Below are 24,629 nucleotides of genomic sequence, written 5' to 3'. Positions count from 1 at the left end.
CCTTAACTTGACAATGACGCAGACTTTACAAGATGACGACGCTTCCAATCTCCCAAAAGAAACAAGCGTTAGTCAAACAATCACTAAATCCATCAATATCATTCCAGTTGATGAAATTATCCCTGACTTGACTTATGCCAGTCTCATGGCGATGTTGAAATTACTCAAGAATCATACGGGGACTGTAAATATTGAAACATCTTATTTAAGTTGGAAAATCTTTATTCATCGTGGGAGTATCGCTTTTATCGAGGATGAAAGTGAGTTTTTGCTAACGCTAAAACGCAAATTAAAAATTAAAAAAGTTCATTTCCCAGAGGATATTCTGCTTAGTGCCAACAGCAAACCCATCAATATTATTGAGACTTGTGACCTGTTAGGTAAACTTTATGCCCATGATCATGAAAACTGCCTAATGATTTTCAAGGAAATATTATTAGAAAACCTTTTAGCAATTTCTTTAGAAAAAAAGTTTTCCCTATTATGGAACCCTCTGGCATTAAATCATCCAATCATTCTACCGATCTGGCAAATCAATGACCTTGAAAATGCGATCGCCAAAGTAACTAAGCAATGGCAGAATTTTACCAATGTGCGTCATCCCTATCAAATAGTGCAACTCCTAGATCCCGAATGTGAAATTGCGCAGGTTCCACTATTTACTAAAGTTACAAATGGCAAATATCGGATTTGTGAAATTGCCGATTGCTTTCAACAACATATTACCCGCACTGCCCACAAGCTTGATGAACTCGCAGAAAAGCAAACAGTTGCTATCTTGCCATTAACATTACGCTCATCGAAAGTTAATGAAGATCCAGCTCTTGATCAGGCATGGGAACCGCAATCTCAGCCTAAAGTGATGATTGTTGATGACTCTCCCTTACTGCTTAAGCAATTTGGCAATTTATTAAAAAACTGGGGATATCAACTAAGCCTAGTCAATGACTCCGCTAACGCCACTAGACAAATGTTGTTAGAAAAACCCGATATTGTATTTATAGATATCAATATGCCTAACTTAAACGGGTTTGATCTAATTAAACAAATTCGCCGTCAGCCATCACTGGCAAGCATTCCCTTAGTTTTGGTCACATCCGAGAATACTATTACCAACAATTTTCGAGCAAAATGGGCAAATTGTCGTTTTTTAAGCAAGCCTCTCAAATCCGATGATATCCATGAATTTCGGGAACAAGTTCGGACAATTTTGCAAGATTCTGTCTCCAGAACTCAACTGTAGCGATCGCCACTTTTGCAAATCAACCTATAAAAATCGATTTTGGAGTATAGATAATGATAGTCGGCGCGAAGCGCCGACTATCATTATCATATAAATCCTTTCCTTTTTAGGACTAACGGTTTCAGTGCCGCAGGTACTAAAAACTCCAAAATCGGTTTCATAATTTGAATTTCTGCTTGAGATCTCTATAACTTAAGTAGAATTGCTGAGATGTGATACGGCAATAATCTGAATACAATTTGGAATAATGTATCTGAGGCAACCAATCAAACTCATCTCTAGTTGCTACGATCTATAATGACGTGATCCGTTTTTTTGTAATACTTATAGTATTTTGCCCATTCAAGTGCCTCCCAGTCAAAAAACATGATTGCTATGACAGGTTCCTTGCCTAACTCAGACCTTGTGTCTAACAACTTGACGGACGGACAAGTAGTGAGGAATGCCACATTACATATCCTGTTAGCTGCTATGCGCGTCATGAGTCGCTCTACTGGAGTAATCCGAGTAGAGACTAAATATCATCGATGGAAATTATTACTTACGGGTGGGGGATTAGTATTAGCTGAAGAAGAAGGGCAAGTCATACCCACATTAGTTCGCAAATACAATAGCAGGGGCATCAATTTTTCGCGTATTCCTGAATGGGAGCAACGCCAAAATAATCGGCCTTACTGTTATCCTTTTGTGAGCAATGTTTATAAAAAACACCCCGATATTACAAAGGATGTTTTAAAAGAAGTAATCTTAGAAAATTTGTTGTCTTTGCATTTAGAGGATGGATTTTCTTTTCTATGGAAGCCCGCCGACGATCTACAAATTAATCTACCAATTTGGCAGTTATCAGTAATCGAAAATAGCATCGCCAATGAAGTGAGGCAATGGCAAAAATTTGATTGTGTAAAACATCCTTACCAATTAGTGCAACTTGTTGATGCAGCGAATTTACTGGCAAGAGTTGGCAATGATAATTTCCCACTTTTTGCCAAGGTGACCACTGGGCAAGATCGGATCTGTGCGATCGCCGATACGTTCAAACAGCCAATGTATCGTACAGCCCTGTTGCTAGATAAATTAGCTCAAAAGAACATTGTATCAATTGTGCCATTACAAGAGCGGAAGTCAGACAGTGATATTGGCGCTCGGCAAAATATAACTGCACCAAAAAGCGTCAAAGATGAGCCTAGAGTTTTTATCGTTGACGACTCACCTGTTTTGCTACAACAAATGCAAAGACTGTTAATTAGTTGGGGGTATCAAGTTGATTTTACTGATGATGCTGAAGCAGCTACAGACAGAATTTTGGATTACAAACCGACTATTGTTTTCATTGATATCAATATGCCAAGTTTAAATGGTTTTGATTTGATCAAACAAATTCGTCGTCAACGAGAATTAGCTTTGTTATCTTTAGTATTAGTTACTGCTGAAAACAGTATGACTAATAACTTTAGAGCAAGATGGGCAAATTGTCGGTTTCTAGCCAAACCAAGATCTTCATCAGACACACCAAAGTTTCGTGACGAATTACGTAACTTGTTAAGGGAGCTTGCACCTTTATCAACAGACACACTAGTCTAGAATCCAGCTATATTAGCGCTGTAAGGCTAATCCTGTAAGCAATAAATCAATCAAGTATATTTTAGTTTACATTCATTAATCTGTATAGTTCTTGACAAAAACTTTTGAATATCTTCAAGATATTAGAAATAGTAAAGAAAGAATAGATAAAGCTAATTGTCTAGGTTTACAGTAACTATCAATTAATCGTAAGTAGCTGTATTTAATTAACTGCATTCAATTTAAGGTAAGAATTATGAGCGAGAATTTTTTAATAATTGATGATTCGGCAATCCAGAGGCATTTGTTAAGTTCTTTCTTAAAGGATTTTGGACATACAGTAGATTTCTGCGAATCGACTATAGGCGCTTTGGATAAAATCATCAACAATTCCTACACAGCAATTTTCTTGGATATTGTGTTGCCAGAACAAGATGGGTACAAGTTTTTGAGAGAACTGCGATCGCAACACCAAATTGCCGATCAGTACGTGATACTATGCTCCACCAAAAGCTCAAGGCTGGAAATTGACTATGGGCTAAAACGCGCTAAAGCGAATGACTATTTGCCAAAACCCGTTAGTCGCGAGTCTTTAACTGAAGTTTTAAATAAGTTACCACAACGAGTGAAATGAGTATTTCTGAGATTAGCAAAGCTAATGCAGTAGAGAAATTGTTAAATCAGCTAGTTGCACCAAGTAACCGATATATTGTGGCAAAGGTTGGCGATCGCTCAGTTACTTTTCCAGATGTACTAGTATCAGAAATTATTATTATTGATCGCAATGCAATCGTATCTTTACCCTTTTATGAAACAGCAATTATTGGTGTAACGCATCATCAGGCAAATGTAATGCCATTGTTGTTATTACGATTGCTAATGGGCGAACAACGCACTTTAATCACGGAATCTTTGACGGCGGTGAGGCTAAGCAAAATTGCTGACGATTTGGGGGGCAAAAATTTGGGTGGGGTTGGTGTAATCGTAGATCGGGTGATTGGCAGCCTAACTATTGATGAGTATCAAGAAATAAATATTTATTCTTCAGAGCTAGCTCAGCCAACGCTTCCATCGATTTCTTCATCTAACTCTCCAAAAAAAACAAATCAAATAGTAGCGAATATTAAGGAGAACGAGTATACTCCCATTGAAATTATCTTATCTAGTATTCCTACCCACATTTGGCAGCCGCAACGTTGGAATCTTTCAAGCTAATACTTGGAGCTAACAAGTTAAGGTCGATCAAAACACTAAGCTAAATTATCAGATCTTCAGATCCGTCTATAGATCTATTTAGAAGGCTTATTGAATGTGGCAGGTATGGTGTAGGATAGCTTTCACAAAAATATCCGAGTCCTTTCCCTATAGCGGATGCATATGGCAAGCACATCTAAGAAAAACCGAGCGACTTCTGTAAGCAAGAGCAATCAGGCATCTCCCAAAAGATCGCCCAAGTCGCAGAATGTCCCCAAGCCTAATAAACCTAGAGGCTCAATGGGGCTGGGATTGCTGCTGATTGCGATCGGCACATCGCTGATTGGCTTAGGTGGCTTAGGATATTGGTTTTATCAAGAATTACTAAGTAGCACTCGTAGAGAAGTTGATACATCGGCAGAAGTGAAGACTCGTCAAATCGAGGCTAAGCTCTCAGATGTACGTCAAGCGGTTGATGAGGTTGCAACTGGGGCAAAAATCTTATCTCAGATGCAGCCCAAAAACAAGGGTTCTGAGCCCTACCAAAGTTTGATTGTAGATGGATTACAGAGTAAAAAATCCATAGCGGGCATGGGAATCGCCTCAAACGGTAATTTACTATTTGCCCCAGCCAAACCAATTATCCCCTATGTTTGGAAAGAGCAGTCTGGCTTAAAGACTGAAACATCTGGGCGAAAGCTGGCTGCGCCCAATGATAAATTGTTGTCTGGAGATCGCCCTGACATTCAAAAAGCGCCATTTTATGAAGATACGCTCAAGGGAAATGCATCTTGGTCCCAGCCATATACTGCATTGGGCAAGACGATTATCACCTACAGTGCTCCCATCAGCGATGGTCAGAAAGTTGTGGGGATTGTCAATGCTGATGCGATCGCGAGTGAGATTTTGTCATTGATCGACACAGCTTCCTATCAAGAGCCTACTTATGAAAGCAAATTTGGTTTTTTGGTGGCTAGCAGTACTGGTCAAGTAATTACCTCCTCTTCCAAGTTTCAGACAACGCAAACCCAAAATCCTGCGATCACACAGACTATCGTTAGTCTTGCTCAACAAGCTAAAACCGAACCATCAGGAATTGTCCAAACTGGAGGCTATCTCTGGGCATACCGCAAAATCCAAGGTAGCAATTTGCTCTTTGTAGCACAGTTGTCTGAGACAGAAATCACCAATAAGCTAATGCTTCCATTCGGGGTTGCGGCTGTTAGCATCAGTGCAATTTTGGCGATCGCCATATTATTATTTGTCAACTCTCTCAAAAAGCGGCTTAAGCCACTTACCGAAGAATGCGATCGCTACTTGAGTCAACAAGGAAATTCAGGCGTAAATATTGCTGGTAAAGATGAAATTGATCATCTTAGCCTCTCGATTAAAAATACCTTCCAACAAGTAAAAAGCAATGAAATCCGCTTGCGTAGTGGATTAAGCCAACCATTGTCATCTGATGATGACATATCGGCAGCTGCACAGATTCAGCAAAATTTTGCAGAAACAGAGTTAATGGAGGCTGAGGTAGGCAACCTATTAGATGTTGTCTCATCAATGGAAGAGGGGGATCTCACTATTGAGGCACAAGTAAATGATCGCGCTACAGGGCTAGTCGCCGATACCCTCAACCGTCTACGCGAAAAACTCGTAGAGATTATCTCCAGCGTCTTAGGTACAGCTAAACAGGTAGCACAGGGAGCTTCAGATCTTGAAGAATTAGCCAAAACCGTGGTGCTAAATACCGCTGAGCAAGCCCAGTCAATTGCCCAAGGACAAGCCCTTACAGAACAGGTCGCGGCAATCGCAGAGAGATCTTCAGCGCAGGTCAATGTTGCTAACCAATCACTTCAAGAAGTACGCGACACAGTTGCTTCTGGGCAAATAGCGATTATCGCCCTAACTGATAGTATTAGCGTCTTACAGACAGGTTCAGCCCAAATCGTGCAACGCATGAAAACATTGGGCGAATTCGTTGGTCTCGCAGAACAATTTGTACAAGATCAAGGTCAAATTGCTTCTTTAACTCAAGTTCTGGCTCTCAATGCCACCCTTGTAGCTGCCCGCGCTGCTGAACAAAAAGATCCTAAACAATTTGCTAGTGTAGCCCGTGAATTTGAGTCAATCGCAGGTCAAGTTAATGATTTGGCAACTCAAACCAATGACGGTTTGACGGTGCTACAGCAACGTACATCCCAAATCCAAACTGTGGTAACAGCGATCGATGCTGAAGTTCAGAATCTAAGTGGACTGGTCTCAGGCTTTACAACTGGTGTAGAGTCCTCACAATCTGCCTTCAATAGCATTCAAATGGCTACCGAAGAAGTTGTGCAAATTGGACAAACTATTACTGAGTCTAGTAGCGAAATTGCTGAAGCGGCAGGTTCTACAGCAAGTTATATGAGCGAAATTGCGCAGTTAGCAGATCGCACTGCCGACCTAACTCGATCTGCTCGACAACAAGCTGAAGCGATGGGAGATCAAGCACAGCAACTATTACAAGGCATTCAGTTCTTCCGCCTCCCTGAAACATCTGGACCACTAATCTCTGATACATCTGTCAACAGTTTGTTCGATTCCTCAACAGAATCGAGAAATATTGGGACTAACAAGAATTTAGGTGCAATTGCACCTGCGATCGCTGTAGCCGCATCGGCAACGGCAGTTAGCTTTTCGCAATCAGCGCAGGCTTTGCCAAATGAAAATGCAACGGCTGACTACGAAGATAACACTGCTACCGATAGTAGATATCTTGAAAATTTACTTGACGATGGTGTTAGCAATGACCTAATCGAAGATAATATTGCCGAATCACTGCAAGAACAAAGTTTTGATTCCGTTTCAGAAAATTTCATGTCAGGAGATGTTACCGATCATCAAAATCAAGATTCAGCAGCATATTCTAATCTCACAGACATCTCTCTAATCGAAGAATCACTCCTTGCAGACCTCAAACAAGAAATCTATGATGATAGTTTACTTGAAGAAGAGTCTTCACTAGAGGATACTGAGCCAACTCTAAAAAATCAGATGGAGGGAGTGAACGAGTTTTCGATCGTTGAAGCTTCAAGTGATCCTTTAATTGTTTCTGCAACCTCTTCATTTTTAGAAGACACTGCTTTTGGTACTGTGACCCCACTTGCTGAAGATGAAAATCTGAACTTGCCAACTTTTGTTGATTTTTCTATTCCAGACTTGGATGACGATGACTTCATAATCCCAAAAATGGATATAGAATCTACGCTTGATGATTCCAATTCATTCTTTGACAACATTAATTCAATAAAATCTCCTGAAGTTAATCAAGCTGTGGATAGCTTTGATCCATTTGCGATGGACGATCAAACAGTATTTCAACCAACAGTGGATGTCGATGATTCTGCGATCGCAAATAGTGGCAGTATATTTGAATTAAGTGAATCTGATATAAGTTTCTCAGCAAGCAATCCTGACAACATTTCTGAGAGTTCTGAATTCAACGAGTTTGGAGATTACGAGCAATTTGCATCTAGCGATGTGATTAATGAATCTTTAGATGGCTCTTTAGATGGCTCTTTAGAAATAACTTCCAATGAGGATTTTGGTAATTCTTTTGACATATCTTTTGATGAGTCCCCATTTGATACAGGCTTGAATGAAGCTCTTAATTATTCTCTAGACGAGTCCTTTGCTGTTGCTGAAGATGTTGAGGCTACTCTCCCAGAGGCTACTCTCCCAGAGGCTACTGATGATGAATTGAACTACGAACTACTTGGACAAGATCCTAACGATGTATTTGACTTAGATCAATTAGAGCAACCAGTTGATGTTTATTCTAATAATCTTGAAAATCAAGAGAACTTATTTGAGTCACCTGCTCAAATCCCCGATATTTATCTTGATGAATCTTCAGATGATGAATTTATAGAAGAGTTTAATTTTGAAATCGATGATGTTCCATTAACAAGTTACACAAATTCAGTCGAACCAGATAATTTCTTTGATCCGATGCCGAATCAAGTGAGTGAGGGGTTGGGCGAAGAAATTGCTGGGGCTTTTAATGATCAAGTAAATGATTATGACGATTATGCGATCGCATCAGAGTTGGAAATTCAATCATCTTCAATAGATCTATCTAAGCAGCAATCAACAGAATTCACTTTTGAAATCAATGAAAGCTTGTCGATGGAATCACCTGATTTAGCTGAATTAGATGATTTTGCGGAAAGTTCTTCTAATGGCTTATTTGATGATAGTCCCATCAATGAAAGTGAAGGATTGATCAATCCATTCGATACTTTTGCAAATATTCAAGGCGATGAGTCTTTTGTCCAAGAAGCTCAAGGTATCTCTTCACCAGACTTGCCTGATGAGCAATTTGAAGATTTGTCTTCATTGTTTAATGTGATTGAAGAAGATGCGGTAGCAGATCTGGGCGATCAATACGACCAATTCGGACTTGATCAAAATGAAACAGATAGTCTAGTGGAACAAGCTAATGAGTTAGAATCAATCTGGCAGACTGATTCCTCAGGCTCAGATGAGTCAGACTTGTCTGCGATCTTTCACGCAAGTGCAAGCCCAGCCAACGAGCAAGTCTCCGAAGCATTTGACTTTTCTACAAATCTTCAAGAAGAAGATTCTTTCTCTTCAGAAATAGACCTGCAAGAATCGCCAGTATTAGATCTATCTGATCAACAGTTAGTAGAAATTCCTGATGAGCTTTCTGAGGACTTCTCCTTTGAAATAGAGGAAGATTTGCCAACTCAGCAAATGGATGCAGCATATACTACATTCTCTACTGAAGCCGAAGACATTAGCGCATCAGCCCTGACAGAATCAGAGCTAGCATTTCCTTCATTTACTGAAGCCGAAGACATAAGTGCATCAGCCCTGACAGAATCAGAGCTAGCATTTCCTTCATTGATTGATGAAAGTGAAAATATAGAAGAGGAATTTATAGGATCGGAGACTGATGACGCGATCGCATCAGTTTTTGGCGAAATCTCTAACATTCAGGAAGATTTGACTGAAGGTCAGTCTTCTTTTGCATCTGATAGCTTTAGTTCGACCTTTGATCTGCCAGATTTGTCAAACATGGAAGAAAATGATGATGCATTAATGAATGAAATGTTTGATTTTGGCATATCGAATGAAGCAGATGATTTTGGGGCTCCAATAAATTCGTTGGAGGAAGAATCTCCTATAACTTTTGATGAACTCATACTGAATGAGTCAGAAGCAGATTTGTCCTCAGTATTTAGTGACAATCTAGAGCAAGGAACAGAATTAAGCTTAAGCTATCAAGAATTTATCAGCAATTCTGAAGACAACGTTGACTTAGATGAGAATACCTCAACTTTTGCAGCTTTGACTGGAGGTTTAGAATCTGAGGACGAATCGATCAAGTTTAGTGAACTGATGGATGCGGAAAACTTTGCGGACAACGCTTTAGTTTTAGAAGATTCAATTGTTTTTGAGGCGATCTCAGATGGAGCAAACGATCTAGATGTAGAATCTTCAGGAGATTCTCTAGGCTTTAGTATCTCTGAGGCTAGTAGTTTTGGCATAGATTCAGTAAATTCTGAATCTATGCCAGATCTTTCTCTGGATTTATCGGATAGTTGGCTTGATGCAGTTACTGAAGACAGAGATGTAAATAGAGCAAAATTCACTGATTCAGATGATGATCTGTCCATTGGATACCCAGATGAAGATGAAGTTAGTGCCGCGTCAGATGGCGATATCTATGGGTTTGCTGATAATCTACTAGAAAGTCTCATGGATGAATCAGATGAAGAATTTGACAATCTATCTATGGATTTACCAGATTTGCAAACATTGCCACACTTACCTAATCTTAATAATGATTCTTTAGAGACTGAAGATAGTAATATTGAATTAGAAAGCGAGCATGAGTTTGACTTTTCTGCTTTTGACTTGCCAATAGAAGATTCAATCAATACAGCTAGAGCCGAAATTGATGATTTTCTGTCAGGCAACTTAGATATTGAGGAAGAGAAAATTGAGAAGAAGATTCCTCCTAAGAAAGTTGAGCCAGACAATTTAGGATCAGTTTAAAGCTAAAAGAGCAAGAGACCTCGTCTCTCACTCTTTTGGCGTACAATCTAATTCACAGAAATAAATCCTAGCCTTTGGACAATTTGTTGCCCTTGAGGTGAGAGCGCAAACTCAATAAACTGCTTCGTGACAGGACTGGTGATCTTTTTCACACCTAAAAATAGACTGCGACTAATTGGATATTTGCCAGCTTTGACCGCACTAACGTCCGTAGGCAGAACTCCATCGATCGCAATAATTCTCACAATTTCTTGCTTCTCTACCTGTGAAACTGTGGCATAACTGATCCCGTTATCGCCTATATCACGCAAAATTGCTGTTGTTTCGTCTTGTTTCCATGTAATGAAGTTAGGACTATCTGGCGCGAACCCTTGACCGAGTAAAACAATATCTTGAAAAGCTTCTCTAGTTCCGCTTGTGATGGCGCGATTGATCACTCTAATTGGTTGATTTGCCCCGCCAACCTGTGACCAGTTAGTAATTTTACCCAGATAGATATCGCGTACTTGATCCTTAGTTAAATTACCTTTAAAGGGATTATTAATGCCAACTACTAAGGCGATCGCATCTTTAGCGATCGGCACTAATTGTATACCTGCTTGGGCTTCGGCAGCTTTGAGCGGGCGAGAAGTCGCCGCGATCGCGATACTACCATCAATGAGATTTTTCAATCCCTGATTTGAACCAGTTGGATTACCATCTGGAACTCCATAGGCGCTCGGTATGTTTGGATTAACTTGGCTAAAGTCATTACGCAGAGCTTTAATTAGAGCAACCATCGCCGTACTGCCATCTATTCCCAAAATACTAGGATTGGGCAGAGATGTATCAAGGTTTAAGTTTGTTGACGTTAGTACGGGCGGGGTTGGTTGTGCTGATGAATCTGGTGTTGCCGTGGTAGCTGGTACTACTGCCGATTTTTGTTGTGAAAAAAACCAGTAGCCTCCGCCAGCAATCCCTGCTGTAACTAGCATCGACAATACTAAAACTGTAGTTTCTTTACCCTGTGACATATGCCCATTTCCCTAAGAATATCTGTAAGATTGGCTTAACTTTACCCTAAATTTAGTTTAGTCTCTAACAGTATCTCAAGTCATAAGCAATTCCCGATCAAACGAACCTCAATACATTTTTGAAAGTGTTGCGAAGCAACACCTTCAAAAATGTATCGGATCGGGGTTGAGTACAAATCGCTGTAGGTCAAATGTCTTTCACCATTGCAGCCTTAGATTGTGATTCTAATAGCTCGATAATAGCGGTATAATCAGAATCTCTCTCTTTATGATGTCCTTCATATTGTCCTCTTCTTGCATAGTCCAAAGCATCATCAAATTCATCATCATGGGTACGTTGAAAGGGATTAGCTCCCTCGGCTAATAATTTCTGGACAACATTTAAGTATCCTCTATAGGCGGCACTAGCAATGGGAGTAAATCCTGATTTCCATCCTAAATTGACATCGGCTCCTGCCCTAATCAGGCGATCGACAATATCCAAATGCCCTTCTCCAGCAGCAGCAACTAAGGCTCGACCATCCCTATAATTCACATTCGCCCCTGCTTGGATTAGTTCCTCTACCTTGATGAGGTTGCCATTACGCGATGCTTCTACTAGGGCAACATCATTTAGCCCTTCTTCAGAAGCTCCTGCTCGTCGTAATAAACCTTGTACTGACCAACTCCCTGACATCATGGCAGTATTGCCTTCGTTATCTCTGAGATCGAGATTGGCTCCCATTTCTATCAAAGCTTTCACTGCATCTGTATTCTCACCCGCCACCATCAGTGCGGTTTTTCCCTTGTCATTTTGAAGATCAACATTAGCACCATGCTCCACAAGAAACTTAATTACCTCCGCTCGATTGGAGGCAAAAAAGCTACTGGCAATATACATTAATGCTGTCATTCCTTCATCAAACTCTTCATCGCCAGCGAGATTTGGGTCAGTACCCGCCTTCAATAGGGCTGATATGACATTTTTATGCCCATACATCGCAGCCAGCATCAAGGGACTTTTGCCACATTCAGTAATGATATTCGGATCAGCCCCAGATGCCAATAATTTCTGAACTTCAGCTAATTTCCCATACATGGCAGCCTCTCCCAACTTTTCGCCGATTTTGTTTGCCAAACGAGATTGACGTTTTCGGGCATTGTCTAATGCTTTCTGTCCATGTTTATCGGCGTAGCGACGAGTTTCTGCATCAACAAGTGGATAGAGATAGTCGTATATGGCTTGATGCTGACCATGAGCCGCGCTCATAATTGCTGTTTCGCCCTGACCCCAAGCGCTCACATCCGCACCATAAGCTACCAAAAGCTTCACCATTTCTAAATTTCCATGAAAAGCCGCTTCCATGATTGCTCGATAGTCATCCTCCATATCCTCATTAGGATCTGCACCATCTTCTAGTAGCCTTTGTAAAAGGGGAAAGTTATTTTTCCTGATCGCTGAACTTAAATCTGTTTGATCAAAATCGTCGTCCTCTGTAAATTCTCCATCATCTTCGGGATCGTCCTCATCCTCAATAAAATCTTCTTCGTCATCTTCTTTATGACTACTATCATCATTCATCACCAGATTAACTTGTGCTTGGGCAAACCCACCAGCCAATTGCAGAAATATATGCCCAGTATTGGATTGCTGACGAATAGTATATTCTTCGATCATTTGCGCGATCGCTAACAAATCAGTAAATACCGCCTGAACTGCACCACAACGTTCTACAAAATCTTCGATATAAAGTTGATGTTGAGCAAATAAATCTGTGGCACTTGCGCCAGCAAAAGAAACTCGATATAGCTTCTGCTCATCGTAGGCATGTTCAAGAACCTTGGTAGTCGTTGTGGTTAAGAAACTGTCATCAGCAAATTTAGAAACACAATCAATTCCACCTAATCCTGTCTTGGTTGCCATTAGGGAAACCACAATAGATTGGTCTGGCGTTGCCAATGCATATATCTCAACATTCGCAAACTCTGAAGAAGTAATTTTACCCAGATAGTCCAAACCTTGATTTATGAATATTTGCGCCACTTCACTAATTTGGGAATGAGCATCTTCAAGGAATTGGGGATCTACGGAACCAAAATACTTTGCAGTTTGACCGTCATAAATCAAGGGAAGAGATTCACTCATAAAGTTAGATTTCTAGAGTTTTAGAAATGTGAATATTACGACAAGAGGCGATTTTGCAATTCTACCAAACTAGCTTCGCTTCAGCCAATTTAAAACCTACATAGGCTAAAATCTAGTCTAGAACTAGTAACCATCGACCTGACGTGTTTGAAAAAATCCGATTCCAAGCAAACCAAATTTGGCGGCATCAAGTAGTCGCGCTCCTTGCCAATCTCAAAGTCGCGATCGCCCTTTTATTATGCATAGCCCTATTTAGCATCCTCGGCACGGTGATCGAGCAGGGACAAACTATTGACTTTTATCATGAAAACTATCCCGAACATCCTGCCCTATTTGGATTTTTATCGTATAAGGTGATTTTGGCGATCGGATTAGAACATGTCTATGGAAGCTGGTGGTTTCTCTCGCTGTTAATCTTATTTGGCACAAGCCTTACTGCTTGCACCTTCAATCGGCAATTGCCAATTCTCAAAGCCTCCAAGCGCTGGTTTTACTATACCAAGCCCCAAAGCTTTGCCAAACTCCCTCTTGCCACGGAAATTATTGGCGGCGATCTCAATAATTTAGCGCGATCGCTACAAGGCAAAAACTACAAGGTTTATCAAGCTGATGATCGCCTTTATGCACGTAAAGGGCTAGTTGGTAGAGTTGGACCAATTATTGTCCATGCCAGCATGTTACTAGTTTTAATAGGTTCAATTTGGGGGGCACTAACGGGTTTCACCGCGCAAGAAATGGTTCCAAGTGGTGAGACATTTCAAGTTAAGAATATTACCGAAGCAGGTGCTTGGTCAGCCAATCAAGTTCCTAAAGATTGGTCGGTACGAGTCAATCGCTTTTGGATTGATTACACACCGAAGGGAAGTATTGATCAGTTCTATTCCGATTTGTCAGTTCTTGATAATGACGGCAAAGAAGTCGATCGCCAAACTATCCATGTAAATAAACCGCTCAAATACAAGGGTGTTACCTTCTATCAAGCAAACTGGGATATTCATGCGGTCAGATTTACGTTTAACAATAGCCCAATCCTGCAATTACCAGTTAGGAAGTTAGAATCTCAGAATGGTGGTCGTCAAGTATGGGGAACATGGATTCCTACTAAGCCTGATCTCAGTGCGGGTGTTACTCTTATTACGCCTGATTTGCAAGGTACTTTCCTGATTTATGACGAGAAGGGCAATCTTCTTACTACAGTTCGTACCAATGGCAGCGCTGAAGTTAATGGGGTTACTTTTACCTTAAAAGAAGCGATCGGTAGTACAGGTTTACAAATTAAAGCTGATCCAGGGATTCCCATTGTTTATGCAGGATTTGGATTATTGATATTAGGGGTGATCTTAAGTTACGTCAGCCACTCACAGGTATGGGCTTTACAAGTTGGCGATCGCCTCTATGTTGGTGGCAAAACAAATCGCGCTCAAGTCAGTTTTGAGTCGGAACTAATTGATGTTACGAACATAGTTGATCAGAGTATGCTCGCCCTCTCAAAGTCCAACAGTACGCCGATCGCCAATTCATAATCACCAAATAGCGATCGACTTCTCAACAGACCGTGATTTCGTGAAAGATTTGCTGTAGGCGATCGCTATTACTGTGAGTCTTGATTTATACCAATTCACAAAAGTGTGACAACACTTCAGTGAATTAAAAAGCAACCCACGTAAGGGTTTTAAAAACACAAAGTGGCTACGCCACTTTGTGTTTTGGTATTATGAGGCGAAAGGTTTGCTGAAGATATGGTCATCTCCATCGCTAAGCGCCCTGCCGAATAATCATATTAATCAAATTATCTACCAAATAATCGCGCTCGATTGGAACAATATCTTTTCCACCCATCATCTCATTGGTCATTAGAAAATAAACTATCGTACCCATAAACATACGAGCCGCTACATCAGGAGTAGGCACATTTAGACTAGCAAAATACTCAGTGAGAGCGCCAAGGATTGACTTATCCATATTGGCAACAAATGATCTACTCAGTTCGGGGAAACGACCAGACTCACCAATCACAAGTCGGACAAAAGTTATCTGTTCAGACGAGCTATTGCAGTTATCTAACACCTCGTTAGCTATGCGCTTCAAAACAATATTTGTTGGTTCTGAAGAGAAATTTTGCAAATCCAAGGGACATTTTGCCCATTCCTTCTCAATGACTAGTTTCTCCATTAGAGCATTAAATAACGCTTCTTTATCTTGAAAGTGATTGTATACCGTTGGCTTCGACACCCCTGCCGCCGATGCAACCTTATCCATCGTCGTGCCAGCATATCCCTGCTCTAAAAAAATCTGCATAGCCCCATCTAAGATAGCTGCTGTTTTTTCGGGGCGATTTGGCTGTGAAGGATTGGAAGATGCCATGAATAAAAAAATATAGAAAAAGGACTTGACACAAGTTTACTACATAGTTTAATTTATTAACAAATTAATTTAACTAAACGGTTTAGTTAAATTAACCAAGAAATTCCAGCGAGGAGCTTGTAATATGCAGGTAGCAAACGCCCCTAAAATCTCGAAAAAAGTCTTTATAATTTTGCCTTTCCTGCTCCTTGGAGCCATTGGTTCATTTACCCTATGGCGATCGCTCTCTTCCAGTTCTCAAGCCCAGCCTACAGAAAATGTAGCACCCAAAGCCAAGACCGTTACCGCTTTGGGGTATTTAGAGCCACAGGGAAAAGTCATAAAGCTTGCAGCGCCTTCATCATCAAGCAGTGGTAATAGTCGCGTAGAAAAACTTTTGGTAAAACAAGGCGACACAGTGAAAGCTGGTCAAGTAGTGGCGATTTTGGATAGTCGAGATCGCCTCGAAGCATCCTTGGTCGAGGCCGAAGAACAGGTTAAAGTGGCTCTATCGAATCTAGAAGTAGTAAAGTCAGGTGCAAAGCGAGGGGAAATTAATTCTCAGCAAGCCACGATCGCTCGTATTGCCGCTCAGCGAGAAGGAGATATTCAAGCTCAGCAAGCATCGATTGCGAGACTTCAGATGGAAGTGCAAAATGCTCAAACAGAATCTCAACGCTATGAAATGCTCTATACCGAGGGTGCATCAAATGCTTCCCTTCGGGATAGTAAACGATTAGCCCTAGCCGTAGCCCAAAAGAATTTGCAAGAAGCTCAAGCAGTAATTAATCGAATTCAAACTACGCGATCGCCTGAATTAAATGAAGCCCAATCTACTTTAGACAGTATTTCTGAAGTTCGCACTGTGGATGTATTGGCATCACAAGCACAGGTAGATAGAGCGCTCGCTTCTGTACAGCAAGCTAAGGTGCAATTAGATTTAGCCTATGTGCGATCGCCTCAGGCAGGTGTGGTATTGGAAGTAAATACCCGTGCAGGGGAATTGGTTTCCAGTAATGGCATTGTCGAAATTGGTAAAACCAACCAGATGCTGGCAGTTCTAGAAGTGTTTGAAGGCGATATTGTCAAAGTCGAAAAGGGGAAAAAAGTAAAACTCTTTGGTGATAGTCTGCCCAAGGCTTTGACAGGTGAAGTGATTGAAATTGGCGAGAGGGTGCAACGTCAGAATGTCGTGAATTCCGATACATCTGCAAATATTGATGCGCGAATTGTGGAAGTCAGAGTAAAACTTGATCCTGATTCAGCTAGTCAAGTGAGATCATTAACCAATCTCCAAGTAACAGGAGAGATTCAACTATGACTTTAATTTTACCTGAGCAAAAGGAACCAGAAATTCCATTGCAAGAAGCTCCACAAAGAAAAACTAAACTGGGACTTTTGCAGAGCTTTACCCAGCGCACTCCGATTGGGTGGAAGCAATTAACCAAGAACAAAGGGCGATTATTTGTCGCGATCGCGGGAATTGGGTTTGCAGACTTACTAATGTTTGCTCAGATGGGCATCCAAGCTGCACTTTTTGATGGCAATGTCTTACTTAATCGGAGTATGGATGCCGATATTGTGATTCGTAGCGCTCAATATCGTGATTTATCTCTGGCAAACACCTTACCTCGTCGTCGTATTTATCAAGTCCAAGATATAGCTAATGTCGCCTCAGCAGATGCACTTTACATTTCCACTGTGGTTTGGAGAAATCCTGAAACACGCCTCAAAACTCAACTCACTTTGGTGGGGCAGAATGTGGAAAGACCAGCATTTAACTTTCCAGAAGTAAATAAAAACTTAGATAAACTGAAGCAGCCAGACACTTTTCTATTTGATCGCAAAGCAAGAGGTAAATATGCCAATGTTGTAACAGAAGTAGAAAATGGAAAGATAGTTGTTACAGAAATCGAACGCCGTTCCATCAAAGTTGCAGGATTGTTTTCTCTAGGAGCCTCCTTCGCTACAGATGGCACTCTAATTACGAGTCAGGAGAACTTTCTTCGTTTTTTCCCAGAACGAAGTGCAGGGCAAGTCACTCTAGGTTTAGTAAAAGTAAAGGAGGGCGCTGATGTTAAGCAAGTACTATCAGACATTAAAGCGGTTTTGCCTAAAGATGCGATCGCCACTACAAAGCAAGAATATATAGATTTTGAATTAGCCTATTGGGCTGAAACAACTCCCATCGGATTTGTCTTTGGCTTTGGCACAGCAATGGCTTTTGTCGTAGGGATTGTGATTGTGTTTCAGATCCTGTCCACTGATGTCAATGATCACCTCGCTGAATATGCCACTTTTAAGGCAATGGGGTATGGCGATCGCTTCATAATTTTTATCGTTTTAGAAGAAGCAATGATCCTCGCCGTATTAGGATTTATCCCTGGATTAGGTTTGGCTCTAGCCCAGTATGCCTTAATTCAGAACGTTGCAGCTCTACCCATAGCCATGACTTTTGCGCGGTTCTCATTTGTGTTTTTCCTAACCTTGGTCATGTGTGGCGTATCAGGGATGATTGCTATCAGAAAAGTTCAGTCTGCCGATCCTGCGGACATTTTCTAGACAAATTCGCTCTATTTATCAAATCAGCAAATTAGGATAGTTATGCAAGTTAAAGAATCTCTGACAAGAACAACAAATCAATCTTCTGGAGAAGCAACATTAAAAGCGATCTCTGTCGAAAATCTCAATCACTTCTTTGGTAAAGGGGATCTCCAAAAACAAGTTTTATTTGACATCAATCTCTCGATTGTTCGAGGTGAGATTGTAATCCTCACTGGGCCATCAGGATCTGGAAAAACGACCCTACTGTCTCTCATGGGAGGCTTGCGATCGCCTCAATCTGGCAATCTCAAAATCCTAGATACTGAGCTAGTTGGTGCGCCTAAGACCACAGCCTTGCATTCGCGAAGATCTTGCGGCTATATCTTTCAAGCCCATAATTTACATAGTTCTCTTACTGTCATTGAGAATGCGATGATGGGGTTGGAAGTCCAAGGAACCTATTCCCGTCCTGAAAGACGCGATCGCGCTAGAGAAATCTTAGGCATTGTCGGTTTAGAGAAGCGAATTGACTATTATCCTGAGAGTCTATCTGGTGGACAAAAGCAAAGAGTTGCGATCGCACGAGCCTTGATCAGTCATCCTAAAATTATCCTTGCAGATGAGCCAACAGCAGCCTTGGACAAGCAATCTGGACGAGAAGTTGTAACCTTGATGCAAAAATTGGCAAAAGAACAAGGCTGCACGATCTTAATGGTGACTCATGACAATCGTATCTTGGATGTTGCCGATCGCATTGTCTATATGGAAGATGGCAAACTTGCGTCGAAAAGCCCTGAAGCCAAATGATCTGTTTTACAAATTTCTAAATTTTAAGGACTAACAATTATGTCATCACCCACAACTTCGAGAATCAAAGCCGATGTTCCCTATCGTTTCAAACTGACCGACCGAGAATTTGAAATACTTTCAAGGATCGTCGAAGGTCAGAGCAATCCTCAAATGGCCTCTGCACTATATCTCAGCCTTAACACTATCAAGTCTCATGTCAATAGCATCTTGAATAAACTCGGCGTGAATGATCGCGTGCAAGCAGCAGTTTTCGCAGTACGCAATCAGTTAGTTTGAATTCCATCAAGTATAGGGGCAATTCATGAATTGCCCCTACGGTAAAATGAGATTTCAGGACTTGTCTTAGGATAAATCAAAACCCAAGAATTGATTGGCGGAGTTTTGCGCCGCCAATCAATTCTTGGGTTTTATGTCTACACTTGGCGACAGCAATATCTAAAGTCTAGACTTGCACCTTATTAATTCGCAAGTACATTATTTCGATTTCACAGACTTTTAAGCTATATCTTTTGATATTTTGAGATTGTTTTCTTAATCTAAAACGCAGACGATTAATTAGCAGAAAACTGCTATAGTCAAAAACCGACAGAATTACATATATATAAGAATTTACAGGGAGATAACACATGGAATGGTATTTGCTGGCTTTAAAAAAGTATAAAGATTTTGATGGAAGGTCAAAGCGAAATGAGTACTGGTACTTTGTTTTATTCAATTTTCTGATTGCTCTTGTACTAGGTATTATTGATGGAGTACTACGTTTAACTCTTCCAGGCTCAGGACTTGGTTTGCTTGGTGGTCTTTATTCTCTAGCTGTTTTATTGCCTGGCGTTGCAGCAGGTATTAGAAGACTCCACGATACGGGGCGTAGTGGTTGGTGGCTATTAATAGCATTCGTTCCATTTGTAGGTGCTATTGTTTTGATCGTCTTCTTAGCATCTGAAAGTCAACCTGAACGGAATCAGTACGATTCTTAAAACCAAGAAAGAGAGGGGCGGCGTTTCGCGCCGCCCCTCTCTTTTAGTTATTTCAGTTCAGCCTGAAGCTCGAAGTGATAGGCAAGTAAAGTTTGCGGATGTAAAGCCGAAGCTATATCCCAACTCTCATAATAATTATCGGCGGACTCAAAATAGACATAACGTGCCCCTGCCTTCGGTTGAACTAACTTCGCTAGATCGTATAGACGCACGCCTCCCCACTGCACGATCGCAGCCCAACCTTCTACACATACATGTCGAATCACCATTGAGACTAATGGCAATGTTTGAATATCTTTCAAGGATTAGAAGTTTGGCATTAGGATAGATATAAGTTTGCAATAGTGAAGCAGGACGACCACATAAGCGCAGAGTTTCCACCCCATTCAATGACCATCCTAATCAAATTAACCCTGATTAGTGTTGTCACACTTTTGCGGATTAAGAACCAAGCTCCATCAGTGCTTAACAGAAAATTTTAAAATGTGGTAATTGTGATATAAATGGGGAACGGGTTTAAACGCCATCTCTTTTTGTCTCAATTTAAGGGTTCACTTCACTATGCTAAGCAATTTGGAAGCGGCGATTGTGCAAAACCCTTTAGTTGCAGGTAGCGAAGCAACTGTGCTTTCAGCAGTAGAACAGATGAGTAACCTGAGTAAGCAAGAGATAGATGGGGACAATGCATCATCAACCTGTGTAGTGATTGTGTCCGATGGGCTAAAAGCTTTAGGTATCTTGACGCAGAAAGACGTGATGCGTCTAGTAATCCAACAGCAGCCGATCGCCAAACTGACACTTAGGCAATTCTTAAAACAGCACCGATCGCCATCAGCCAGCCTCATAATTTCACAATCCGACTTGAGGGACTTGCGTAATATTAACGCTGCGATCGCCTACTTTGAGTCGTCACAAATTACGCATTTAGCGATCGTGGACGCGCAAGAACAACTCATTGGTGTACTCCAGCATGAATCCCTCAAACGTCTGAGAGATAACACCATTCACCAAGCCACTGCATCGCTCTTAGCCAGCCAACAAAAGATTCATGAACGACTTGCCAAGGCAGAACCACTGCAAGATGTATTGGTTGATTTGCTGCAAACGATGGAAACTTATCTGAGGGGTAGTTGTTGTTCGATTACACTCTGTCGGGATGGACGATTGGGAGATGTGATCGCCCCTAGTCTGCCTCCAGACTATGCAAGGATAGTCTCTGAAATGGACTTACCGATCGCGGAAGGGGTTGGTAGCTGTGGGACTGCGATGTTTCGGCGCGAATTGGTCGTGGTGTCGGACATCGAGAATGATCCACTGTGGCAGGATTATAAAAACTTTGCCCTTGCCTATGGCTTACAAGCCTGTTCGTCCATGCCAATTTTTGCTAGCGATCGCACTTTATTAGGTGCGTTTGGCATTTACTATCGCGAACAGAAAGCGCCCCAACCTCAGGAGCTAGACTGGATCGCTCAGGCTGCCAACATTGCAGGTATTGCGATCGAGCGAGATCGAGCCGCAACAGCTTTGCAGCAGCTAAATCAGGAACTGGAAAATCGGGTGCAGGTGCGAAAGCAGGAATTGCAAGAACGGGAACAATTTTTGCAGACGGTACTCGATACATTTCCCCTTTCGGTGTTTTGGAAAGATGTCAATTCTGTGTATTTGGGCTGCAACCAAAATTTTCTGAACGATGCAGGACTTCAGACGATCGCGCAGATTATTGGCAAGACAGATCGTGAAATGCCTTGGGGGGAAACGGAAGCCGATCTTTACCGAGCCGATGATCGGGAGGTGATCGAGAGTCAAACCGCCAAGCTGGGGATTGAGGAAACTTTGCATCTTGCCAATGGGCAAATCATTTGGTTAGAGACTAATAAGCTCCCCCTCCGCAATCTGCAAGGTGAGGTGATCGGTGTGTTGGGGACTTACCAAGATATCAGCGATCGCAAAGTTGCTGAGAAAGCACTGATGCTTAAACAAAAGCATCTCGCTGCCCTGCTAAATAATATTCCCCATATTGCTTGGATTAAGGATGAACAAAGTCGATTTATTGCAGTAAATGAACCCTTTGCCAAAGCCTGTGGCGCTTCGACTGAGGAATTAGTAGGCAAAACAGACTTTGATATTTGGCCTGCGGACTTAGCCCAAGTCTATCGTAACAATGATGCCGATGTCTTACAATCTAGTCAACGCAAGGTAGTAGTGGAGCGAGGCGCAAGGGCTGATGGCACTTTAGGGTGGTTTGAAACAACCAAAACGCCCTTTCGGGACGATCAGCTAAACATTGCGGGAACGGTGGGAATTGCGGCGGATATTACCGATCTTAAAATGCTGGAGCTTTCGTTAAAAGCCAGTGAGCGACGCTATGCCAGTCTCGCGGCGGCGGCTCCAGTCGCTATTTTCCGCTTTGATGTCCCACTTAACTGTGTTTATGTCAATGAGCGTTGGAGTCAGATGAGTGGGCGACCGATGGAATCAGCCTTGGGACATGGTTGGATGGAATCATTGCATCCCGACGACAGTGAGCAACGCATAGCCGAATGGACTGCATACTACGCCAATTCTAATCCTGAGAGTCAGATCATTCATGGCAGCGAAGGTCGGCAACTCCGTCCAGATGGCTCCACAGTGTGGAGTTATATCCAAGTAGCGAAGGAATTCGATAATGATGGCAACGTGGTGGGCTATATCGGCACGCTGACCGATATTACTGATTGCAAAAATGCTGAAAAGAAATTGCAGGAGCTATCCGAACGATTAGAACTAGCAATTCAATCTGCTCAAATTGGCGTTTGGGAATTTGATTTTTCTAGCAATCGCCTATTCTGGGATGAGAGAATGCTGGCGATTCATGGTGTATCGCCCGAAGCGTTTCACGGTACTTACGAGGACTGGAGTAGTCGTGTGCATCCTGATGATTTACTCAAAGCCCAGCCCGATCTTTCAGAGGAGCAAGTCAATTACAGCACAGAATTTCGCATCATTCGCCCCGATGGTGCAGTCCGATGGATCATGGTTTCCTCCTTCAGTCAGCGCAATCTTCAGGGGGAATTATTGCGTATAGTAGGGGTGAATCTCGATATTAGCGATCGCAAAAACACCGAACTTGCACTTCAAGACCTATCAGATCGTCTGGAATTTGCCCTAAAAGGAGCCAATATTGGTATTTGGGAATGGCAAATGAGTGACGGGCGCTTGATCTGGGATGAGCGGATGTTTAGTCTTTATGGAATTTCATCAGAGGAGTTTTCTGGTAAGTATGAGGATTGGTTCCAGTGTGTTCATCCCGATGATCAAGATTGGGTACAGCAGGCTGAAAGACAAGCCTACCAAGGAGCTAAAGAATGTCGCGTCGAATTTCGGATTATTCGCCCCGATGGCACAATCCGCTTTATCGATTCCTATGCCTTCATCCAGTACAACGCTCAAGGAGAAATCCAAAAGACGATTGGTTTAAACATTGATATCACCGATCGCAAACAGGCGGAAGCACAACTACAACGCATTAATGAAGAACTGATCAAAGCAACTCGACTCAAAGATGAGTTTCTTGCCAATATGAGCCATGAATTACGCACTCCCCTCAATGCCATTTTAGGCATGACGGAAATCCTTCAGGAGCAAATTTTTGGTGATTTAAACGATCGGCAAAAGCAATCTCTCCACACTATTGAGAAAAGTAGCAACCACCTACTGGAATTGATTAACGATATTCTGGATGTGGCAAAAATCGAAGCGGGGCAAATTCATCTATCTTGTCAACCCAGTAACATAGAATCCCTTTGTCAATCGAGTTTAGTCTTTATTAAGCAGCAAGCCTTCAGCAAAAATATTCAACTGGAGTCAGTGATTCCCGACAACCTCCCCAGCATCAACCTTGATGAACGGCGAATTCGGCAAGTTCTAATTAATCTACTCAATAATGCCGTCAAATTCACGCCGAACGGCGGCAAAATCACCCTACAGGTAAGCTACATAACGGTTCTGAGTAATGCTGAGAACGCGCATAGCGGCGTAATGCCCTGTGACACCCTAGAGATTAGCATAGTTGATACTGGCATTGGGATTGCGCCAGATCAGATCAAACGGTTATTCCAACCGTTTGTGCAGGTTGAGAGTGCCCTCAATCGTAGCTACAACGGTTCGGGATTAGGTCTAGCCCTCGTCAAGCGCTTGGTTGAGCTACATGGCGGAGAAGTCAGATTAACCAGTGAATTAGAAGTGGGCAGTTGCTTTACGATCGCGATTCCGATCTCGCCATTCTGTGAATTATCCGCTGAGCCAGAACCTCAGCTTCGGTCTGACTCCGAGGCGATCCAACCTGAAATCAAGGACGCACCAGTAATTTTACTCGCTGAGGATAATGAGGAGAATATTAACCTGTTTGCTGATTATTTAAGTCTGAAAGGCTATCGCTTAGTCATTGCCCACAATGGTCGCATGGCGATCGACTTGGCTCAGCAAACTCATCCTAATGTAATTTTAATGGATATTCAAATGCCAGAAATGGATGGATTGGAAGCTATCCAGCAAATTCGCCAAATGCCTGAGTTAGCTGATACGCCAATCATTGCATTAACCGCACTGGCGATGGCGGGCGATCGCGATCGGTGCATCGAAATCGGGGCGAATGACTATCTCAGTAAACCCGTGTCACTAAAACAGCTAGTCAAGAAAATCAACGGATACTTGACAGAGCCTTAATACTGTAAAAACCAGATTGCATCGCCGCTCGCATTGCGGGCGGTACGGCAAGG

Annotated in this window: 15 protein-coding genes and 1 pseudogene; 12 read left to right on the top strand and 4 right to left on the bottom strand. The window is 41.9% G+C overall.

The window, feature by feature from the left end:
- Window positions 1-13 precede the first annotated feature (13 nt).
- The 5 genes from CQ839_RS03005 (at window position 14) to CQ839_RS02985 (ending at window position 10,060) form a co-directional block, all read left to right on the top strand.
- Entirely contained in the window at window positions 14-1,243 is a 1,230-nt protein-coding gene (locus CQ839_RS03005; protein WP_103666805.1) for a response regulator, read from the top strand.
- Between the two features lie 375 nt (window positions 1,244-1,618).
- Window positions 1,619-2,824 carry a response regulator gene (locus CQ839_RS03000; RefSeq protein ID WP_258040611.1) on the top strand — a complete coding sequence of 402 codons (1,206 nt, stop codon included), beginning with the start codon at window positions 1,619-1,621 and terminating at the stop codon, window positions 2,822-2,824.
- 235 nt (window positions 2,825-3,059) lie between these two features.
- Window positions 3,060-3,437, top strand: a complete 378-nt coding sequence (locus CQ839_RS02995; protein WP_103666803.1) for a response regulator — start codon at window positions 3,060-3,062, stop codon at window positions 3,435-3,437.
- Window positions 3,434-4,018 (top strand): chemotaxis protein CheW, encoded by a 585-nt coding sequence (locus CQ839_RS02990; protein ID WP_103666802.1) that lies wholly within the window; start codon window positions 3,434-3,436, stop codon window positions 4,016-4,018. Before CQ839_RS02995 ends, CQ839_RS02990 begins: the two co-directional genes overlap by 4 nt.
- Window positions 4,019-4,180: 162 nt before the next feature.
- Window positions 4,181-10,060, top strand: coding sequence for a methyl-accepting chemotaxis protein (locus CQ839_RS02985; protein ID WP_181016071.1), 5,880 nt, complete (start codon window positions 4,181-4,183; stop codon window positions 10,058-10,060).
- A gap of 47 nt (window positions 10,061-10,107) precedes the next feature.
- On the opposite strand, the gene CQ839_RS02980 is transcribed toward CQ839_RS02985, so the two are convergent.
- Entirely contained in the window at window positions 10,108-11,073 is a 966-nt protein-coding gene (locus CQ839_RS02980; protein ID WP_103666800.1) for a phosphate ABC transporter substrate-binding protein, read from the bottom strand.
- A gap of 187 nt (window positions 11,074-11,260) precedes the next feature.
- Window positions 11,261-13,198 carry an ankyrin repeat domain-containing protein gene (locus CQ839_RS02975; RefSeq protein WP_103666799.1) on the bottom strand — a complete coding sequence of 646 codons (1,938 nt, stop codon included), beginning with the start codon at window positions 13,196-13,198 and terminating at the stop codon, window positions 11,261-11,263.
- A 143-nt stretch (window positions 13,199-13,341) separates the two neighbouring features.
- Here CQ839_RS02975 and CQ839_RS02970 point away from each other — a divergent pair, with 143 nt between their 5' ends.
- Window positions 13,342-14,721 carry a cytochrome c biogenesis protein gene (locus CQ839_RS02970; RefSeq protein WP_258040610.1) on the top strand — a complete coding sequence of 460 codons (1,380 nt, stop codon included), beginning with the start codon at window positions 13,342-13,344 and terminating at the stop codon, window positions 14,719-14,721.
- Window positions 14,722-14,953: 232 nt separating this feature from the next.
- On the opposite strand, the gene CQ839_RS02965 is transcribed toward CQ839_RS02970, so the two are convergent.
- On the bottom strand, window positions 14,954-15,562 hold the full coding sequence (locus CQ839_RS02965; protein WP_103666798.1) for a TetR/AcrR family transcriptional regulator: 609 nt from the start codon (window positions 15,560-15,562) through the stop codon (window positions 14,954-14,956).
- 124 nt (window positions 15,563-15,686) lie between these two features.
- Between CQ839_RS02965 and CQ839_RS02960 the strand changes: the two genes are divergently transcribed.
- From CQ839_RS02960 to CQ839_RS02940, 5 genes are all read left to right on the top strand, one after another.
- On the top strand, window positions 15,687-16,862 hold the full coding sequence (locus CQ839_RS02960; protein ID WP_103666797.1) for an HlyD family efflux transporter periplasmic adaptor subunit: 1,176 nt from the start codon (window positions 15,687-15,689) through the stop codon (window positions 16,860-16,862).
- Complete coding sequence (gene devC, locus CQ839_RS02955; RefSeq protein ID WP_103666796.1) at window positions 16,859-18,103, top strand: ABC transporter permease DevC; 1,245 nt, start codon at window positions 16,859-16,861, stop codon at window positions 18,101-18,103. Before CQ839_RS02960 ends, devC begins: the two co-directional genes overlap by 4 nt.
- Before the next feature lie 42 nt (window positions 18,104-18,145).
- Window positions 18,146-18,892, top strand: coding sequence for a DevA family ABC transporter ATP-binding protein (locus CQ839_RS02950; RefSeq protein ID WP_103666795.1), 747 nt, complete (start codon window positions 18,146-18,148; stop codon window positions 18,890-18,892).
- Between the two features lie 39 nt (window positions 18,893-18,931).
- Window positions 18,932-19,171 (top strand): response regulator transcription factor, encoded by a 240-nt coding sequence (locus CQ839_RS02945; RefSeq protein WP_103666794.1) that lies wholly within the window; start codon window positions 18,932-18,934, stop codon window positions 19,169-19,171.
- Between the two features lie 350 nt (window positions 19,172-19,521).
- Window positions 19,522-19,872 carry a DUF805 domain-containing protein gene (locus CQ839_RS02940; RefSeq protein ID WP_103666793.1) on the top strand — a complete coding sequence of 117 codons (351 nt, stop codon included), beginning with the start codon at window positions 19,522-19,524 and terminating at the stop codon, window positions 19,870-19,872.
- A gap of 77 nt (window positions 19,873-19,949) precedes the next feature.
- Here the strand turns inward: CQ839_RS02940 and CQ839_RS02935 are convergent.
- A pseudogene (locus CQ839_RS02935) lies at window positions 19,950-20,177 on the bottom strand (molybdopterin-dependent oxidoreductase); the annotation flags it as partial.
- Between the two features lie 256 nt (window positions 20,178-20,433).
- On the opposite strand from CQ839_RS02935, the gene CQ839_RS02930 reads away from it, so the two are divergent.
- Window positions 20,434-24,576 (top strand): PAS domain S-box protein, encoded by a 4,143-nt coding sequence (locus tag CQ839_RS02930; protein ID WP_103666792.1) that lies wholly within the window; start codon window positions 20,434-20,436, stop codon window positions 24,574-24,576.
- The last annotated feature ends 53 nt before the right edge of the window (window positions 24,577-24,629 follow it).

This window comes from Pseudanabaena sp. BC1403 (genome assembly GCF_002914585.1).
Classification (GTDB): Bacteria; Cyanobacteriota; Cyanobacteriia; order Pseudanabaenales; family Pseudanabaenaceae; genus Pseudanabaena.
Note: the sequence above shows the minus strand (reverse complement) of the source record. Positions and strands in the feature narration are given on the sequence as shown.

Bases quoted from the DNA above. Each gene is read 5' to 3' on its own strand.
- CQ839_RS03000 (WP_258040611.1), top strand. From the start codon at position 1,619: ATGACAGGTTCCTTGCCTAACTCAGACCTTGTGTCTAACAACTTGACG.
- CQ839_RS02950 (WP_103666795.1), top strand. From the start codon at position 18,146: ATGCAAGTTAAAGAATCTCTGACAAGAACAACAAATCAATCTTCTGGA.
- CQ839_RS02940 (WP_103666793.1), top strand. From the start codon at position 19,522: ATGGAATGGTATTTGCTGGCTTTAAAAAAGTATAAAGATTTTGATGGA.
- CQ839_RS02990 (WP_103666802.1), top strand. From the start codon at position 3,434: ATGAGTATTTCTGAGATTAGCAAAGCTAATGCAGTAGAGAAATTGTTA.
- CQ839_RS02980 (WP_103666800.1), bottom strand. From the start codon at position 11,073: ATGTCACAGGGTAAAGAAACTACAGTTTTAGTATTGTCGATGCTAGTT.
- CQ839_RS02965 (WP_103666798.1), bottom strand. From the start codon at position 15,562: ATGGCATCTTCCAATCCTTCACAGCCAAATCGCCCCGAAAAAACAGCA.
- CQ839_RS02975 (WP_103666799.1), bottom strand. From the start codon at position 13,198: ATGAGTGAATCTCTTCCCTTGATTTATGACGGTCAAACTGCAAAGTAT.
- CQ839_RS02985 (WP_181016071.1), top strand. From the start codon at position 4,181: ATGGCAAGCACATCTAAGAAAAACCGAGCGACTTCTGTAAGCAAGAGC.
- CQ839_RS02995 (WP_103666803.1), top strand. From the start codon at position 3,060: ATGAGCGAGAATTTTTTAATAATTGATGATTCGGCAATCCAGAGGCAT.
- CQ839_RS03005 (WP_103666805.1), top strand. From the start codon at position 14: ATGACGCAGACTTTACAAGATGACGACGCTTCCAATCTCCCAAAAGAA.
- CQ839_RS02930 (WP_103666792.1), top strand. From the start codon at position 20,434: ATGCTAAGCAATTTGGAAGCGGCGATTGTGCAAAACCCTTTAGTTGCA.
- devC (WP_103666796.1), top strand. From the start codon at position 16,859: ATGACTTTAATTTTACCTGAGCAAAAGGAACCAGAAATTCCATTGCAA.
- CQ839_RS02960 (WP_103666797.1), top strand. From the start codon at position 15,687: ATGCAGGTAGCAAACGCCCCTAAAATCTCGAAAAAAGTCTTTATAATT.
- CQ839_RS02945 (WP_103666794.1), top strand. From the start codon at position 18,932: ATGTCATCACCCACAACTTCGAGAATCAAAGCCGATGTTCCCTATCGT.